Consider the following 16,384-nt stretch of genomic DNA (forward strand, 5'->3'; position numbering starts at 1 on the left):
GCACCTGCTCGCAACATGCCAGTTTCACTGGCGAAAGCCTAGCCGCTCGGCAGGCTGGATGCCCTGGAAAGCGACGGCCGGCGTCCGCGCTAGCCCCAACGGCTCACCAGCCGCTCGCGGTCCAACAAGCGGATACTGGCCCACAGCAGGAGGGCGTCCAGCACCAGCACCACCGCGCCCTGGAGCAGGTAGTAGCCGAAGCCCGCCTTGAGCACGCCCGCCACCTGTCCACCCACCATGCCCACGATGGGCAGCACCACCAGCGCGGACAGCTGCTGGGCCATGCGCGCCTCGCTTACCCGGGCGGAGATGAGCACCGCCACCCCGTTGCCGAAGAAGGCGAACAGTGGCGCGATGACGAACACGCCGAAGGTCCACAGCGCATTGGGCATCAGCGGCATCTTCACCAGCGGCCACGCGACGATGTCCACGCCCACACAGAACAGGACGAAGGCCGTCCACGTAATCGCCACGGAGGGCACCAGCGCCGCCAGGCTCTTGCCCGTCACCAGCTCCGCCGCCGTCACGGGCGAGGCCAGGAGCGGCTCCAGCGTGCGCCGCTCCTTCTCCCCCGCCACGCTCTGGGACGCGATGAGGATGGGCACGAACACCGGCATCACCAGGAACATGCCGAACCAGTCGGTGAGCGTCTTGTCGATGAGGAAGCGCGCGGCGCTGGCGCTCAGCGGCAGCGTGGGGTCGTAGAAGAGCGCCACGCTGCGCAGGTCCGCGTGGTCCGGCGTGCGCACGTACGTCCACACCACGCCAATGGGCACCAGCACCATGACGGCCGGGAGCACCATCATGGACACCAGCAGGCCCACGTTCTTTCGCAGGTCCAGGAAGTCCTTCCAGAACACCGCCAGGGCCCGCTTCGGACGGAACGCCATGGGCTACCCCCTCCCCTCGCGCAGCAGCTCCAGATAGACCTCTTCCAGGGGACGCTGCGTGGGCACCGCGCTGTGCACGCGCGCGCCCGCTCCCACCAGGCACGCCACCACGTCGGGCGCCTGCGCATCGTCCGCCAGCATCACGCGCAGCTTCGGCCCTTCGGCCAGCACGTTGGGCGCGAAGGGGAGCTGGGCCAGCGCGACACGAAAGCGCTCCGCCTCCCCTTCCACGCGCACCTCCAGCGCCTGCCCCGCGTGCCGCAGCTCGCGGACCGGGCCCATGGCCAGCAGGCGGCGCTTCACCACCGCCACGCGCTCACACAGGCGCTCCACCTCCGCCAGGTTGTGCGAGCACAGGACGATGGTGCGCCCCTCCGACGCCAGCTCCGCCACGGCGTCGCGCACGGTGCGCGCGGACTCCGGATCCAGGCCGCTGGTGGGCTCGTCCAGGAAGATGACCTTCGGGTCGTGCACCAGCGTCCGGACGATGGCCAGCTTCTGCCGCATCCCCTTGGAGAAGCTGCCCACCGGCTCCTCCTCGCGCCCACCCAACCCGAAACGCTCCAGGTAGTGCCGGGCCCGAGGCCAGGCCGCGGCTTCATCCAACTCATGCAGCTTCATGAAGAAGCGCAGGTTCTCCCGCGCGGTGAGCCTGTCGTAGAGGCCGGGCTGCTCGGTGAGCAAACCCACCACCTTGCGCAGCGGCTCGCCGTCGCGGTCCACCCGGTGGCCCCACACGGTGGCCTCGCCCTCGGTGGGCTGAAGCAGCCCCGTGAGCATGCGCACCGTGGTCGTCTTCCCCGCGCCGTTGGGCCCCAGCAGGCCGAATACCTCGCCGGGCCGCACGTGGAAGGACAACGCCTCCACGGCCACCCGGTCTCCGAAGCGCTTGCCCAGGTCCTGGACGTGGATGCCGCTCAATCGATGGTCACCAGGAGGAACTTGTTGTTGATGTCGCGGTCCACCGGCGTCACGACCTTGTCCGAGCCCACCGCGGTGCGCAGCAGGTTGAGCCGGTTGTGCTCCACCAGTGCCCACTCACGCCCCGGCCGCTGCGCCAGGGCGCGCATGCGCGCGTTCGCGTCCGACACGCGGTACTGCTCCACCGTGTTCTGCGAGTAGAGCGTCTCGCCGCGCCAGTTCATCATGTACGCGACGATGGGCTCGCCCGCCTGACGCTGCGCGTAGTAGCGCCAGAAGAGGTCGCGCTGCGTCCATTGGTGGGACAGGTCCACCCAGTGGCTCCAGTTGAACCAGAGGGCCATGCCCGCCGCGAGCACCCAGAAGGTGCCGAACAGCATCGCCCGCGCCCGCATCAGCGACGCCACCACCGCCATGCCGCCCGCCACCGCGAAGGTGAAGCCTAGCGTCTTCTTGATGTTGACGGGCTCCGACAGCGCCTTGAGCAGCGAGTCCTCCGCCGCCGGCTGGCGGAAGCCCCGCACCGCGAACGCGATGCCCACCACCGCCAACACGCCGGCCAGTGTCTGGAGCGACGCGCGGCCTTCCGCGCCCGGCCGCATGGACTCCCACGCCAGGTAGCCAGCCACCGCCAACACCGCCACGCCCACCAGCGCCTTGGCGGACACCTGGGCCTGGGCGCTCACCGCGCCCAGCGTCGCCACGCCGCCCAGGAGCAGCATCAGCGCCACGGCGCGCGCGCTCGGCGTCGTCCGGGCCCGCCCCTTCGCGGAGAAGGCGTCGAAGGACAGGTAGACGCCGAAGGCCAGCAGCACCAGCGTCACCAAATCTCCCGTCCACAGCGGACGCGAGGTGAAGAACGCGATGGGCTTCGTCACCAGGTCCTGCGGATAGGCTCGGTCGTAGTTGTAGACGAACAGGTCGGTGAAGATCTTCGGATTCTCCGCGATGTTCTTCCCCACCAGGACGAAGAGCATGAGCCCGAAGATGAGGCTCACCGCGTGCGCGGAGATGCCCTCCTCCCACAGCCGGTCGATGAAGAGCGCCAGGAGGACGGCCACGCCCGGCAGCACCGGGAAGACGTAGTGGTGGAACTTGGTGGCGCTGGACGACAGCAGCCAGAAGGAGAAGGCCACCCACAGCACCGCGATGATGGCCAGGTGGTCCGCCGCCTTCTCCGAGCGCAGCTTCAGCCGCGCCACCACCGAGAAGGCGCCAGGCAGCAGCGCTACCCAGGGGAAGATGGCGAAGCCACCCTGCTCGATGAAGTAGATGAACGTGCCGCCCGGCGTGGTGGTGTGCACGCCCGCCGTGAGGCGGTTGAGGTGGTCGTGGACGAAGAAGCGGTACCAGAAGAGCTTGCCCTCATCGTCCACGGAGCCGAAGAGGGACAGCGTCAGGTACCAGGGGCCCGCCACCGCGAAGAACACCAGGATGCCCGTGCCCAGGTGCATCTTGAACATCTGCCCCCACAGCACGGGCATGGGCTGACGGCCCTCGCGCACGTCCTTGCGGAAACGGGCCTGCGTGAGCCACTTCAGGTGCGCGTCCAGGCTGTCGCTGTCCCAAGGGATGACGGACAGGGCCGCGTACAGCACCAGGATGACGGCGGGCAGCCCCACGCCCAACAGGCCCTTGGCCAGCGCGGACAGGCCGGCGAAGAAATAGAAGCCGTACCACCAGGCGGCGCGGTGCTTCGTCGTCGCATCCAGCTGACCGATGAGCGCGCACGCCATGGCGCAGATGAAGGTGGTGACGAAGGGCGTGTCCGTCACCGTCTGCCGCGTGAGCAGGAAGTACAGCGGCATGGTGGCCAGCACGAAGCCGGTGGCCAACCCCGCGCGCCGGGACACCACGCGCGCCACCGTCAGTGACAACAGCGCCACCGCGGTGATGCTCAGGAGCGCGAAGGGCATCCGCATGCCCCACTCCGTGTAGAGGCCCAGCATCCCACCCGGATTCGCCGCACCCACCACGTTCATCCCCAGCGCCTGCATCCACATCGTGAGCGGCGGCTTGGAGAAGAACCACGAGCCTTCCCAGAAGGGATACACGTAGTCCTGGCGGACAACCATCATCCGCGCGACTTCGCCGTAGTGCGTCTCCCAGGGGTCCCAGAGCCCCACCGCGCCCAGGTAAGGAATGAAGAGCAGGGCCGCGAAGCCCGCCGTGGCCGTCACGACGCGCAGACTGAAGGACAGCTCCAGCCACCGCTTCGCCCACTTCGCCTGGAAGAAGTCCTTGCCGAGGATGGCCTCGGTGAAGGTCTGCTCCCGCTGCTGTTCGACTTCGCTCTCCACGGACTGAAGCTCCTTGAGTCGTTCCGGGCGGTGGGCGGCCCACCCTCGGCAGGACGCGGCGTTATATCCCCGCGGCCCCCTCCGGTCGACCACCGCCGCCGGCCTCTGCCGTGAGCCTGACTGCGCGTCGCTGTGCAGGGGGATGTACACGGCGGGGCCGCCAACCCCGCGAAAGCACGGCTCCTTGGCAGAGGCACGGCGCTTGAAACGCCCGGGCCCGGCGGTGCTTCCCGAGGCCGACGGGAAGTGGCCGCCGAGGAGACATCATGCTCGCCCCCGCAGTGTCCCTGGCTTGCGCCTTCTTGCTCGCACAGCCAGGAAACGAGGCCCCCGTCCTTCAGCCGCCCACCACCCCGCTTCCTTCCCAGACCTGGCACGCCCCCACGGTGTGCTTGCGGCTGCCACCAACGAAGGATGTTCCCTCCGGCGAGTGGCGAGCCCAGTGTGACGACACCGCCCAGGTGTGCCGGGTGTCCCCGCTGCGGGAGTTGGACGACGAGGGCGTGGAGACGGACCGGCAGCAAGCGCGGGTGACGACCTGCTCCATCGCGTTCGACGAGGAGATGGCGGAGCGGGTGAAGGGTTATCGAATGGAGCCGGCCCGCGCGGCGGCCCCACCCGGCTGGTACCGGGACGAGCGCGGGAGGGTGATGCAGTTCAACTTCGACCTGAACCGGCGCGTCTGGCTCGGCGGCGCGTGGGCTCCACTGTGGCAGGACGGCCAGGTGCAGGGCCGCATGCGCGCTGACTTCGGCATCGCGGTGGAGGCACCATCCAGCCAGGGGAAGCGGCTGCACCGGCTCCGATTCCTGGAGACGGAACTGCACCTGGGTGTGCCCTCGCTCGACCTGACGGTGGGGCGCTACGACTTCAGCGTCGAGCGTGACGACCCGCTCTTCCGCGTGACGACCTTCTTCGGCAAGCCGCGGCGGCATGACCTCCACCTCAACCTGGGCTTGTGGATGGAGACGCTCCGCGTGGAGGAGCTCGAACGCGGCGGCGAAGTGGGGCGCTTCCTCACCTGGGGCACGCTCCACGCCACGGTGGACCTGTGGCATTCGAAGGACCTGGTGTCCTACGTGCGCGTGCGCGCTGGTCCATCCTTCGAGCGGGACTATGAGAATGGCTTCAACACCTTCGTCCCCGGCGCGGCGCTTGAAGCAGACCTGACGCTGGACCGGGACGGCTTCCACCACCTGCGGCTGGGGGTGGAGGCGGAGAAGGTGTTGCTGGCCCCGGCCGTCGCGGGCCGCCCGCTGAGGCCGGAGCGGCTGCGGCTCCAGGCCGGCTACGAGGTCATCATCCTGGCCATCAACGACCAGCCGTTGAGCCTGCTCGTGGATGGCCGCGGCATGAAGCGTGGCGACATCGCGGGCGTCCCCGAGCAGTGGGAATGGTCCGCGTCCGCGGGCCTGCGCTTCTCCCTCTGGGCTCCCGCGCGTCGCTCCGCGCCCATGGCCACGTCCGTGAAGGAGTAGACCTCCATGCTGATGCTCGGACTGGCGCTGCTGCTGGCCACCGCCGCGGACGTGCCGCGGGGCGTGCCCGATGACGAAGCCTGCGTGGCCCTGGACGAACGCGGCGAGCGCTACCCCATCTGCTTCGACCCCGGCGACGGCTTCGTGGTGGGCACGCGCATGCGGCTCAGCGGCTCGGCGATGGCGCAGGCGGTGCGCACGGGCGTGCACATCCGAAGCGGACGCAGCAGCCGGAGCAAGGGCTCGCCCTGGTTCAACAACCACCGGCTGCTCGGGCTGGAGGCGTGGGATGGGGAGCAGCGTGGGCTCACCTTCACCGCGTATGACGGGACGCTGCGCCGGCACCTGGAGGAAGGATTCATCCTGGTGCCCACGGCGCGGCCGGCGCGCATTCCCTTCCCCTTCGACGTGACGGTGGCGCTGCGACTGGGGCACCTGGAGCGCCGCGTCTGGGAGGGCCCCGGTTGGACCTTGGAAACGGGACGGCTGGGCCTGCTGCTGGACCCGGTGCGCTCGGAGACGGAGCGGGTGTGGTTCGGCGTGGGGCCCGTCGCCGGGCACGCAGTGCGGCGCTCCCGGGAGGGCGTCTCGCACACGGTGGCGCCCTTCACCGAGCTGATGTTCGACGCGGGCGTGGAGTCACGGGACGGGCTGTGGGCCCTGCGCGCATCCGGGCTCGCGGGTTGGAGCATCGGAATCGAGCGAGGGCAGTACTTCCGCGCCAGGACGGACGTGGGCATGGAGCGCGTCGTGCTCGCGGTGGCGGACCAGCCCGTGGTGCTCCAGGTGAGCGGGGCCTATGTCCACCGGGACGCGGGGCTGGACCGGCGCAGTGAGTGGACCGCGAACGTAGGGCTCGCGGTCCGTGTTTTCGGCGCCCGGTGATGCGCGGAAAGAGCCCCTGTCAGTCCACCCGAAGGCCAGCGTCTCCAGGGCCCCGGCCTGTCGCCGTGGGAAGGAGGGCACATGGAGAGAAAGCTTGTTTCGATTCAGCGCATCGACCACCTGGAGCCCGTTCCTGGAGCGGACACGCTCCTCAAGGCGCGGGTCATGGGCTGGGACGTCGTCGTGAAGAAGGGCGAGTTCGCCGTGGGTGACGCCTGTGTCTTCTTCGAAATCGACAGCCTCCTGCCAGAAGGACGGCCCTGGGCCGAGTTCCTCCGGCCCCGGGGCTTCCGCGTGAAGACGGCACGGCTCCGGGGGGTGCTGTCCCAGGGGCTCGCCCTGCCGACATCCATCCTCCCCGGCGAGGTTCCCCCCGTCGGAACGGACGTGCGCGACGTGATTGGCGTCGTGAAGTTCGAGCCGGCGCTGCCTGACACACGAGAGGTCGCCGGGCCCTTTCCGGGCCAGGTGCCGAAGACGGACGAAATCCGGCTGCAGTCGGCCCTCGGAGTCCTGGACGAAATTCGCGGCCACGACTTCTTCATGGCGACGAAGCTCGACGGGACATCCGGGACCTTCTTCCGCACGCTCGAGGGGGAGCTGGTGGCGTGCTCGCGCAACTGGGCCTTGAAGCGGGGGCCGAACCCGGTCTGGCGGATGGCCGAACGGTACTCGCTCGACACCGTGCTGCCCCCGGGCTTCGCGGTGCAGGGCGAGCTGTGCGGTCCCGGTATCCAGAAGAACCGCCTGGGCCTGGACGCGCTGGAGTTGTTCGTGTTCAGCGTGCATGACACGCGAACGGGCTGCTTCCTCGCGTACGCGGACTTCATCGCGTTCTGCGCGGAGCACGGCCTGCGCACGGTGCCGGTGGAGCACGTCGTCACCGGCGAGGCGGCGCGCACTTTCGACCACGGTCTGGCGAACTACCTGAAGCTCGCGCAGGGCCACTACGCGGGCACGAAGCACCGGAAGGAAGGCATCGTGGTGAGGCCGCTCGTCGAGCGGCCCTCGCCCACGCTCGGCGGCAGGCTGTCGTTCAAGGTCATCAACAACGACTTCCTGCTCAAGGACGAGGACTGAAGCCCGGCGCCCGGGCGCTCCCCCCAAGGAGCGCCCGGCGCTGGCTCACTTCGGCTCTGTCGGAGTGACGGCGCCGTTCAACACGTTCACGAGCGTCGCCCCCAAGGCCACAGGCGGGTAAGGCACTGCGGAGAGCACGGAGGTCGCCGAGTCGATGACCGCGTGCGCCTTCTGCGACGGCGTGGACGTGGGGTTGGTGAACACGTCCCGCGTGTTGGACAACGAGGACAGCGCACCGAAGACGTTCAGGAACGGCACGGCCTTGCCCACCGTCTTCGCGACGGTCGTCGAGGGCATCGACGAAGGCATGTTGCCCTGCAGCCCATCCTTGATGACGCGGACGCCCGACTCGAAGGTGTCCGCCACGTTGATGGCGTTGTTCGCCGTGCTACATTTTCCGACCTGATTTTCAGCGGGGCGGCGCAGCCTCCAGCACCGTCCGAAGCGCGAGTTCCGCCGCGCGCAGCCGGGCATCCTGAGGATCCACCCGGCGCGCCTCCACCAGTCGCTCCAGGGCCCGCGCGACGTTGCCGCGAGACAGCTCGCAGCGCACGCCGGCCTCCAGCGCGCCCGTGTCCCAAGGCCCGTACACCCGCGCCTCCGCGGCCGCGTGACACCCTTCCTCCACTCGCGAGGCATCCAGGAGTGCGCGCGCCAGCTCCACGCGCGTCTCCACATGGGCGGGCGCCAGCCGCACGGACTCGCTCAACGGCGCCACCGCTTCCTTCGGAAGGCCCAGGCGGCGCAGCACGCCGCCCAGTGCGCGCAGCGGCCCCGGCGCCCCCGGAACGAGCAGCGCCCGAGCCCGCGCCTCGCGCAGGACGGACGGCTCGTCGAAGCGCAACTCCGCCACCATCCGGTCCACCACCTCGCGGTAGGCGGGGTACGTCGCGGGCCAGGTGAACACCAACCGGTACACCCACTCCCCCCGTGGCACGAAGAGCGCCATCAGATGAGTGGGCCCCCCTGGCCCCTCCAACTCCGCATGCAGCCGCTGCGCGCTCCGCCCGCCCACGCGCGCCGCCACCAGCCCCGTCACCTTCAGCGTCCGCCCCTCGGGGCCCGGAGCGCCCTGCACCAGCACTTCCTGCTGGAACTGCCGCGCCTGGACCGAGCCGTCTCCCGGCTCTCCCGTCTCGATGGCCTCCGCCGAGAAGGTCGCGCGGCCACGCCCCGGCAGTCCGTTGGAGAAGGCCCGCCGGCCCTGCCCGTCCACGTCGCCCCGCCAGTCGCGTGGCAGCGCCACGGAGATGCCAAAGCCGTCATCCCGCTCCGTGCGCCAGACGGAGCGCTCCGCCACCACGCCCCCCGCCAGCACCACCGCCGCCACCACCATCCCCACCGGGCGCAGCCAGCCCGTGTCCGGGTGCCAGCGCGGCTCCAGGAAGACGCCGGCCAGCAGCCCCGCGAGCAATCCGCCCAGGTGCCCCGCGTTGTCCACGCCCACCGACGTCCACCCCATCCATAGGAAGACGAGCACCGTGGGCACCGCGGCCTCGCCGGACATCCACCGCGCCGGCAGCTTCGTCCGGTGACGCCGGCCCAGGACAAGCAGCGCCCCTACACAGGCGTACACGAGCCCGGAGGCCCCCACGCTCACCGCCCCGGAGCTGCCGAGCGAGCCCGCCATGGTGGCCAGCCCCGCCGCCACCAGCAGCGCCGCGTAGTCCCGGCGCCGGCACAGGCGCTCCAGCCCGCTTCCCGCCGCCAGCAGCACCAGGACATTGAGGGCCAGGTGGAGCAAGTCCCGGTGCAGGAAGTTGGCGGTGACGAGCCGCCAGACCTGGCCCGCGTCCACCACCAGAGGCCCCGCCTTCGCGCCCCACCGCAGCAGGGTGTCCAGCCCCACCGGCCCCGCCGCTCGCGCCGCGCCGTGGATGCCCACCAGCACGGTCGCGAGGATCAAGGTGAGCCAGGGCGCCCCCCCAAGTCGCATCCCACCGGCCGATTGACCGATGGACAACAGCCTCGCCTGCCCCTCTTCCTCGGGAGAAAGTCGTGTCTTTTGAGGGGGATACATGGCTTGTACAGGGAAAGGCCGTTCTGCTATGACTGTACGCGGATCGGACCCGTGCTGAAGCTCATCATCGAAGACGACGAGGGGCGCAAGACCGTTGTTCCCTTCGTGCGTGACGAGATCACCATCGGCCGTCAGGAGGGAAACACCATCCGCCTGACGGAACGGAATGTGTCTCGGCGTCACGCACGATTGGTGCGACTCAATGGCCACGTCGTAGTGGAAGACCTGGGGAGCTATAACGGCACCCGGATCAACGGCGAGCGAATCGCGGGTCAGTCGCCCCTGAAAGAGGGCGACCTGGTCCAGATTGGCGACTACGACCTCGCGCTCCAAGCGGAGGGCGTGGCCAATGCCGTAGGCCCCATCACCACCAAGGTGCCCGCCCGCCGGCCGGAACCCGAGCCGGAAGAGGACGACTCCGACGACGAGGAGCCGGAGGAGAGCGAGCACACCCCGCCCTCCCTCAGCGCCGCGGACGCGCGCCGTCACTCCACCTCCATCATCCGGTTGGATCAGGTGGAGGCGGATCGGCCGCGCAAGGTGGTGGACGTGCCCGCCGAGGACGCTCCCCGCCTGCTCGTGCTGTCCCCGGACGAGCTCAAGGGCCAGGAGTTCGCCTGCATCCGCACGGAGCTGCGGATCGGCCGCACCGACGACAACGACATCACCTTGGATCATCGGTCGCTGTCGCGCACCCACGCCAAGCTCGTCCGCGAGGACGCTGGCGAGTGGCGCGTCATCGACATGCAGTCCGCCAACGGGATGACGGTCAACGGTGAGAGCTACGCGCAGGCCACGCTCGCCACCGGTGACATCATCGAGCTGGGGCACGTGAAGCTGCGCTTCGTCAACGCCGGTGACGCGTCGGACGACGTGGCCGCGGGTGGCGGCTCGCGCTCGAAGCTGCCCCTGGTGGCGGGCCTCGCGGCCCTGCTGCTCGGCGGAGGCGGCGGAGCCTTCTGGTACATGAACCAGCAGGGCACCCAGCCGACGGCGCCCCCGGTCATCGCGCAGACGCCCACGCCCCCTCTGGACGAGGATCCGCAGCCGACCATCGACGAACAGGCCGCGGCCAACGCCCCCTCGCCCACGACGGCAGCGGCGACGCAGACACCTGAAACGCCTCCGCCCCCGCGTGGCCCCTCCATGGAGGAGCAGCGCGCGGTCGCCGACAAGGCGATTGCGGCGCGTGACTTCGACACGGCCGTGGACGCGCTGGAGCGCATCAAGGATGCCAACGGCCAGCGCCCCCGCGACGTGGAGACCCGGCTCGACGAGGCGCGCGCCGAGCAGTTGATGAAGCGGCGGCTCGACGACGTCCGCAAGGCCCTGGGCGACGGCAAGCTGCCGGAGGCCGAGGAAGCCCTGCGCGAGAGTGCCGCCACCAAGGCGTTCGCCAAGGAGTACGCGGCGCTGAAGACGCAGGTCGCCGAGGCTCAGAAGAAGGCGGCTCCGCCCGTCACGGTTCCCACCTCCGGCACGGAGAAGGCGCCGCCCGCCGCGCAGTCCGCGGCAGCCAAGGCCCAGGCGGACGGCTTCGAGCACATCAAGGGTCTGCGCTACCGGCAGGCCATCGAGCAGCTGAACAAGTGCCTCGACCTGGACCCCACCCGCGCCGAGTGCCACCTCTACCTCGGGTCCGCCTACGCGAATGACAACCAGCCCGAGAAGGGCGCGGTTCACTACAAGCGATTCCTGGAACTTGCGCCCAATCACGCGTACTACGAGCGCGTGAAGGGTTTGGTCGAGAGTTACGAGAATCCCAAGAAGTAGTGGTCTGCCGGAATCACCCTCGCCCCCCGGGGGTATTCCGGTCCCATGGCACTGAACTGCAGCGAGGAGACGCTGTGCAGATTCGCATCCTGGTAGTTGATGATGAGCAGGACAACTGCGACTACCTCAAGCTGGTCCTGACCCGTGAAGGCTACGAGGTCGTGACCACGACGGACCCCACCCAGACGGTGGAAATCCTCCGGGGCTCCGACTTCCACCTCGTCATCCTCGACATGATGATGCCGCAGATGTCGGGCACCGAGGTGCTGGAGCAGATTCGCAAGTACGACACGGACGTGGCCGTCATCGTCGCCACCGCATACCCCACGGTGGACACGGCGGTGGCCTCGCTCAAGGCGCAGGCTTCCGACTACGTCAAGAAGCCCATGGAGCCGGAGCAGTTCATCACCGCGGTCCGCAACGCCCTCCAGAAGAAGGGATTGTCCCAGGACCCGGAGGCGGACCTGCACCGCGCCATTGGCCGCACCATCCGCGACGCACGCAAGACGCAGGAGCTCACGCTCAAGCAGCTGGCGCGGCGCACGGGCCTGTCGGTGTCGCTGCTGTCGCAGATTGAGCGCGCGGAGTCCTCCGCCTCCATCTCCTCGCTGTACAAGATTGCCTCGGCGCTGCAGCTGCGCATGGGCGAGCTCTTCGGCGATACCTGATGTCGCCGTGGCAGTGCCCCGCCGGCCGCCCTGACTAGCGGCCGGAGAAGCGGGGCGGGCGCTTTTCAAGGAAGGCCGCCCGCCCCTCCTTCGCGTCCTCGCTCCCGAAGGCCGCCGCGCGCAAGCCGCGCAGCCGCGCCCGGTCCGCCTCCTCCAACGGGGCCCGAGCCAGACGCCCGAAGGACTCCTTCATCCCCGACACCGCCAGCGGTGCATGGCTGGCCAGGGTGGCGCACAGCGCCAGCGCGCGCGTCTCCGCGTCCGCCAGGCAGTCATCCAGCAGCCCCCACTCCAGCGCCTCCCGCGCGCTCAGCTTCCGCGCCGCGAGGAAGAGCTGCTTGGCGCGCGACACGCCCACCAGGCGCGCGGCCCGGGCCAGCCCTTCCGGGGAGTAGACGATGCCCAGGCGCGCGGGGGGCATGAGGAAGACGGCGTTGGGCGTGCCGATGCGGAAGTCGCACGAGGCCGCCAGGTCGAAGCCGGCGCCCACCGCGGGGCCCTCCACCAGCGCCACACTGGGCGCGGGGTGGGACTCCAGCTTCAGCAGGCACTCCACCAGCAAGTCATCCGGCAGCCGCCCGTCCGCGCCCGGGGGGCCCAGGTGCGTCAAGTCATAGCCGGAACAGAAGGCCCCGCCCGCGCCGCGCACCAGCAAGGCGCGCACATGCGGGGCCGGTTCCAGCGCCGCGTCCAGCCGCGCCAGAAGGCCGTCATCGAGCGCGTTGCGGCGGGCCGGGTTGGACAGCGTCAACACCCGGACCCCGTCGTCGCGGTCCTCGACGTTCAGCGAAGCACCTGTCGCGACGACGGGCTCCACTGCTAGCCGAGCACCACGAGGACATCGCCCTCGTTGACCGACTGCGCCTCCTTCACCCGAATCTCCTTCACCGTCCCGCCATCCTCTGCCTCCACGGGCATCTCCATCTTCATGGATTCGAGGATGACGAGCGTGTCGCCCGCGTTGACCTGCTGGCCGACCTGAACCTCAATCTTCCACACCGTGCCGGTGATGTGCGCCGCTACGTCCGCCATGAATCCGTGCCTCCTCAGGGGTGGGTGGGGCTGGAGCGGGCCCCGCTACGCCGGCTTGGCGTGGTGCTCCAGGAAGTGCGTGTCCAGCTCGCCGGCCTGGAAGGCCGCATCCTGCACGATGCGCAGGTGGAGCGGGATGTTCGTCTTGATGCCTTCGATGCGGAACGACTGGAGCGCCGTCACGGAGCGCTCAATCGCCTGCGCCCGTGTCTCACCGGTGACGATGAGCTTGGCAATCATCGGGTCGTAGTTGGGCGTGACGGTGTTGCCCTCGCCGTAGCCCGCGTCCAGCCGGACGCCCTCGCCCGTGGGCGGCTGGAACACCTTCAGCGGCCCGGGGGACGGGAAGAACTTCACCGGGTCCTCGGCGTAGATGCGGAACTCCAGCGCCGCCCCGCGCCGCTTCACGTCCTCTTGCTTCACCGTGAGGCGCTCGCCCGCGGCGATGCGCAGCTGCCAGCCGATGAGGTCCAGCCCCGTGGTCAGCTCCGTCACCGGGTGCTCCACCTGGAGGCGGGCGTTCATCTCGATGAAGTAGACCTCACCGTCCGAGTACAGGAACTCCACCGTGCCGGCGTTGGCGTAGCCGAAGGCCTTCGCCGCGGCCACGGCGGCCGTGAAGAGCTTCTGCGCCAGCTCCGGGTTGCGCCCGTCCGCGAACAGCACGGAGGGGGCTTCCTCCACCACCTTCTGGTGGCGCCGCTGGATGGAGCATTCCCGCTCCAGGCAGTGGATGAGGTGGCCGTGCTGGTCCCCCAGAATCTGGACCTCGATGTGCCGCGGCGCCGGGAAGTAGCGCTCCACGTACACGCCTTCCTTGCCGAAGGCGGCCTTCGCCCGGTCCGTGCACTGGCGGTAGACCTTCTCCATCTCCGCGGGATTCTTGGCCACCGCCATGCCAATGCCGCCGCCGCCGCTGGCCGCCTTGACGAGCACCGGGTAGCCGATGCGCTCGGCCTCCGCCAGCGCGCTGGCCACGTCGGGCACCACGCCCTCACTGCCGGGCACCACCGGGACGCCCGCGGCGGACACCAACTTGCGGGCCTGGCTCTTGTCCTTCATCCGCGCCATGGCCTCCGGCGGCGGTCCCACGAAGATGAGCCCCGCGTCCGCGCAGGCCTGGGCGAACTCGCCGTTCTCCGACAGGAAGCCGTAGCCCGGGTGGATGGCCTGCGCACCCGTCTGCTTCGCGGCCTCCAGGATGGCGGCGGTGTTGAGATAGCTGTCCTTGGCCGGTGCGGGGCCGATGCGCACCGCCTCGTCGGCCTCCTTCACGAAGGGCAGCTCGGCGTCCGCGTCCGAATAAACGGCGACCGTCTTGAGCCCCATGCCCCGGGCCACCACGCCGATGCGGCGGGCAATCTCTCCCCGGTTGGCGATGAGCAGCTTCTGGAACATGGCGAAACCCCTGGGGTGCGGGTGCGAAAGGGCGGCGAACCTAACCCTCGCTCCCTCCCAAGACAAGGGTGCGGACGGACGTGCAACAGGTCCCTACAGTCCAGTAAATTTGCGGGTCTACGAGGCGGTGTCGTACCTTGCTCCCCGTGACGCCCCCCTCTTCCTCAAGCCCTGGCGGCGTGGTCAATCTGCACCACGCGCGGCGCGCCAAGCGCCTGGACCTCTACCGTGGCCGGCACACGGACCGCGTGCGCTTCGTGCGTACCACGCTCGAGACTTTGACGCAGAGCGGAACTCTCTTCACCGAGGAGGGCACGCGCCGCGGCCTCTCCTTGCTGAAGGCGCTCCAACTGCTGCAGCGGGCCCACGCGCGCCTGGAGGAAGTGTCCGGCGACGGCGTGCTGCCCGCGGCCCGGCTCCCGGAGCGCGTGGACGCGCTCTATTCGGAAGTCGACGGCCTCTTCGCCCGCGCGGACACCCTGTCCGCACGCGACGAAGCCAGCGTGGCCCAGCTTCCCGCTCGCTGAGCTCCGCTTCTCCCCTGCCCCTTACGGCAGTTCCGTCTGGCCCTGCCGCCGCAGGAAGGTGGGGATGTCGAACTGGTCCTCGTCCAGCGGCAGCGGCGCGTCCTTCACCACCGCGGTGCGGGCGCTCACAGACTTGCTGCTCTCCACGGTGAGCGGCCGCGAGCCGCTGCCCTTCGCGGGCACCAGGCTGGCGACTTCCTCACGCGCGTTGGCGAGCACGGACGGAGCCGGTCGCGACAGCGGCACCTGCACCACCGGCGTCACCGTGCGGACCTTGGGCGCGTCGCGGTGGACGAAGCCCGTGGCGATGATGGTGATCTTCACCTCGTCAGCGATGTTCTCGTCGATGAGCGAGCCGAAGATGATTTCCGCCTCGCTGTCGGCGGCGTCGTGCACCAGCGTCAGGGCCTCGTTGACCTCCTGCAGGGTCATGTCGCGGCCACCGGTGATGTTGATGAGCAGGCCCGTGGCGCCGTCGATGGAGACATCCTCCAGCAGCGGGCTGGCGATGGCCTGCTGCATGGCAATCAGCGCGCGCTTGTCTCCGGTCGAGTGGCCCGTGCCCATGAGCGCGATGCCCTTGTCGCTCATGATGGTCTTCACGTCGGCGAAGTCGACATTGATGTAGCCGTGGTACTGGATGAGGTCGCTGATGCCCTGCACGGCGTTCAGCAGGACCTCGTCCGCGCGCTTGAAGGTCTCCAGCAGCGGCATCGGCTCGTTGGAGAGCGACAGCAGGCGCTGGTTCGGAATCGTGATGAGCGTGTCCACCGCGGCCTTGAGCTCCACGATGCCCTGCTCGGCCTGCTTGCGGCGCTTGTTGCCCTCGAAGAGGAAGGGCTTGGTGACGACGCCCACCGTGAGGCAACCCAGGCTCTTGGCGATGTCCGCGATGATGGGCGCGGCGCCCGTGCCGGTGCCGCCGCCCATGCCGGCGGTGACGAACACCATGTCGGCGCCCTCGAGCACCGCGGCAATCTGGTCACGCGACTCCAGGGCGGCCTCGCGGCCCATCTCCGGGTTGGCGCCCGCGCCCAGGCCCTTCGTCAGCGTCTGGCCCAACTGAAGCCGGGTGGGCGCCTTGCTCGCGGCGAGCGCCTGGACATCGGTGTTGGCGGCGATGAAGTCCACCCGGTCCAGCTTGGACAGGATCATCGTATTGACGGCGTTGCAGCCGGCCCCACCCGCCCCGACGACCCGAATCTTGGCGGCCTGCTTGTTCTGATCGAACTGGTCCATGGTGGTCCTCTCGCCCGGAGTGGCGCGATGCAGCGCGCCTGCTCCCAACCTCCACAATCATCAGCAAGTCCCACGCTTTGGCAAGTATTCCGCTACGAGCCTGTAGCGGGATGCTGCGCGTCCGAGTCCTGACGCGCACTTACGCCAACGCCAGGACGTGCAGGCGTGCGGCG

The 16,384-nt window shown here is 69.5% G+C and carries 15 protein-coding genes; 6 read left to right on the forward strand and 9 right to left on the reverse strand.

Annotated features, from left to right (window positions below; all coding sequences use genetic code 11):
• Nucleotides 1-89: 89 nt before the first annotated feature.
• The 3 genes from OZ403_RS29405 to OZ403_RS29415 are packed head-to-tail and all read right to left on the reverse strand — an operon-like array spanning nt 90 to nt 4,111.
• Nucleotides 90-890, reverse strand: coding sequence for an ABC transporter permease subunit (locus OZ403_RS29405; protein ID WP_268782338.1), 801 nt, complete (start codon nt 888-890; stop codon nt 90-92).
• A 3-nt stretch (nt 891-893) separates the two neighbouring features.
• Nucleotides 894-1,811, reverse strand: coding sequence for an ABC transporter ATP-binding protein (locus OZ403_RS29410; protein WP_268782339.1), 918 nt, complete (start codon nt 1,809-1,811; stop codon nt 894-896).
• On the reverse strand, nt 1,808-4,111 hold the full coding sequence (locus tag OZ403_RS29415; RefSeq protein ID WP_268782340.1) for an ArnT family glycosyltransferase: 2,304 nt from the start codon (nt 4,109-4,111) through the stop codon (nt 1,808-1,810). The genes OZ403_RS29410 and OZ403_RS29415 overlap by 4 nt, the downstream gene beginning before the upstream one ends.
• A 266-nt stretch (nt 4,112-4,377) precedes the next feature.
• On the opposite strand from OZ403_RS29415, the gene OZ403_RS29420 reads away from it, so the two are divergent.
• From OZ403_RS29420 to OZ403_RS29430, 3 genes are all read left to right on the forward strand, one after another.
• On the forward strand, nt 4,378-5,589 hold the full coding sequence (locus OZ403_RS29420; RefSeq protein WP_140794623.1) for a hypothetical protein: 1,212 nt from the start codon (nt 4,378-4,380) through the stop codon (nt 5,587-5,589).
• A gap of 6 nt (nt 5,590-5,595) precedes the next feature.
• Entirely contained in the window at nt 5,596-6,474 is an 879-nt protein-coding gene (locus OZ403_RS29425) for a hypothetical protein (RefSeq protein WP_268782341.1), read from the forward strand.
• An 81-nt stretch (nt 6,475-6,555) separates the two neighbouring features.
• The gene (locus tag OZ403_RS29430) at nt 6,556-7,554 is read left to right on the forward strand and encodes an RNA ligase (ATP) (RefSeq protein WP_268782342.1); all 999 of its coding nucleotides are present in this window, start codon (nt 6,556-6,558) and stop codon (nt 7,552-7,554) included.
• 45 nt (nt 7,555-7,599) lie between these two features.
• Here the strand turns inward: OZ403_RS29430 and OZ403_RS29435 are convergent, their stop codons facing one another.
• The gene (locus OZ403_RS29435; protein ID WP_237080668.1) at nt 7,600-7,920 is read right to left on the reverse strand and encodes a hypothetical protein; all 321 of its coding nucleotides are present in this window, start codon (nt 7,918-7,920) and stop codon (nt 7,600-7,602) included.
• A gap of 43 nt (nt 7,921-7,963) precedes the next feature.
• Nucleotides 7,964-9,490, reverse strand: a complete 1,527-nt coding sequence (locus OZ403_RS29440; RefSeq protein WP_268782343.1) for a rhomboid family intramembrane serine protease — start codon at nt 9,488-9,490, stop codon at nt 7,964-7,966.
• Nucleotides 9,491-9,625: 135 nt separating this feature from the next.
• On the opposite strand from OZ403_RS29440, the gene OZ403_RS29445 reads away from it, so the two are divergent.
• Nucleotides 9,626-11,347, forward strand: coding sequence for an FHA domain-containing protein (locus tag OZ403_RS29445; RefSeq protein WP_140794627.1), 1,722 nt, complete (start codon nt 9,626-9,628; stop codon nt 11,345-11,347).
• 74 nt (nt 11,348-11,421) lie between these two features.
• Nucleotides 11,422-12,015 (forward strand): response regulator, encoded by a 594-nt coding sequence (locus OZ403_RS29450; RefSeq protein WP_002634367.1) that lies wholly within the window; start codon nt 11,422-11,424, stop codon nt 12,013-12,015.
• A 34-nt stretch (nt 12,016-12,049) separates the two neighbouring features.
• Here OZ403_RS29450 and OZ403_RS29455 read toward each other — a convergent pair whose 3' ends face one another.
• Genes OZ403_RS29455 through OZ403_RS29465 form a run of 3 tightly spaced genes read right to left on the reverse strand, consistent with a single transcriptional unit; the run spans nt 12,050 to nt 14,445 of the window.
• Complete coding sequence (locus tag OZ403_RS29455) at nt 12,050-12,832, reverse strand: enoyl-CoA hydratase/isomerase family protein (protein ID WP_140794628.1); 783 nt, start codon at nt 12,830-12,832, stop codon at nt 12,050-12,052.
• A gap of 2 nt (nt 12,833-12,834) precedes the next feature.
• The gene (locus OZ403_RS29460; protein WP_011555548.1) at nt 12,835-13,047 is read right to left on the reverse strand and encodes a biotin/lipoyl-binding carrier protein; all 213 of its coding nucleotides are present in this window, start codon (nt 13,045-13,047) and stop codon (nt 12,835-12,837) included.
• A gap of 45 nt (nt 13,048-13,092) precedes the next feature.
• Entirely contained in the window at nt 13,093-14,445 is a 1,353-nt protein-coding gene (locus OZ403_RS29465) for an acetyl-CoA carboxylase biotin carboxylase subunit (RefSeq protein ID WP_140856551.1), read from the reverse strand.
• Between the two features lie 137 nt (nt 14,446-14,582).
• Here OZ403_RS29465 and OZ403_RS29470 point away from each other — a divergent pair, with 137 nt between their 5' ends.
• Entirely contained in the window at nt 14,583-14,972 is a 390-nt protein-coding gene (locus OZ403_RS29470; protein WP_140794630.1) for a hypothetical protein, read from the forward strand.
• A gap of 21 nt (nt 14,973-14,993) precedes the next feature.
• Here the strand turns inward: OZ403_RS29470 and ftsZ are convergent, their stop codons facing one another.
• Complete coding sequence (gene ftsZ, locus OZ403_RS29475) at nt 14,994-16,211, reverse strand: cell division protein FtsZ (RefSeq protein ID WP_140794631.1); 1,218 nt, start codon at nt 16,209-16,211, stop codon at nt 14,994-14,996.
• Nucleotides 16,212-16,384: the final 173 nt, after the last annotated feature.

The sequence above is a fragment of the Myxococcus sp. NMCA1 genome (genome assembly GCF_026810205.1).
GTDB classification, from domain to species: Bacteria; Myxococcota; Myxococcia; order Myxococcales; family Myxococcaceae; genus Myxococcus; species Myxococcus xanthus_A.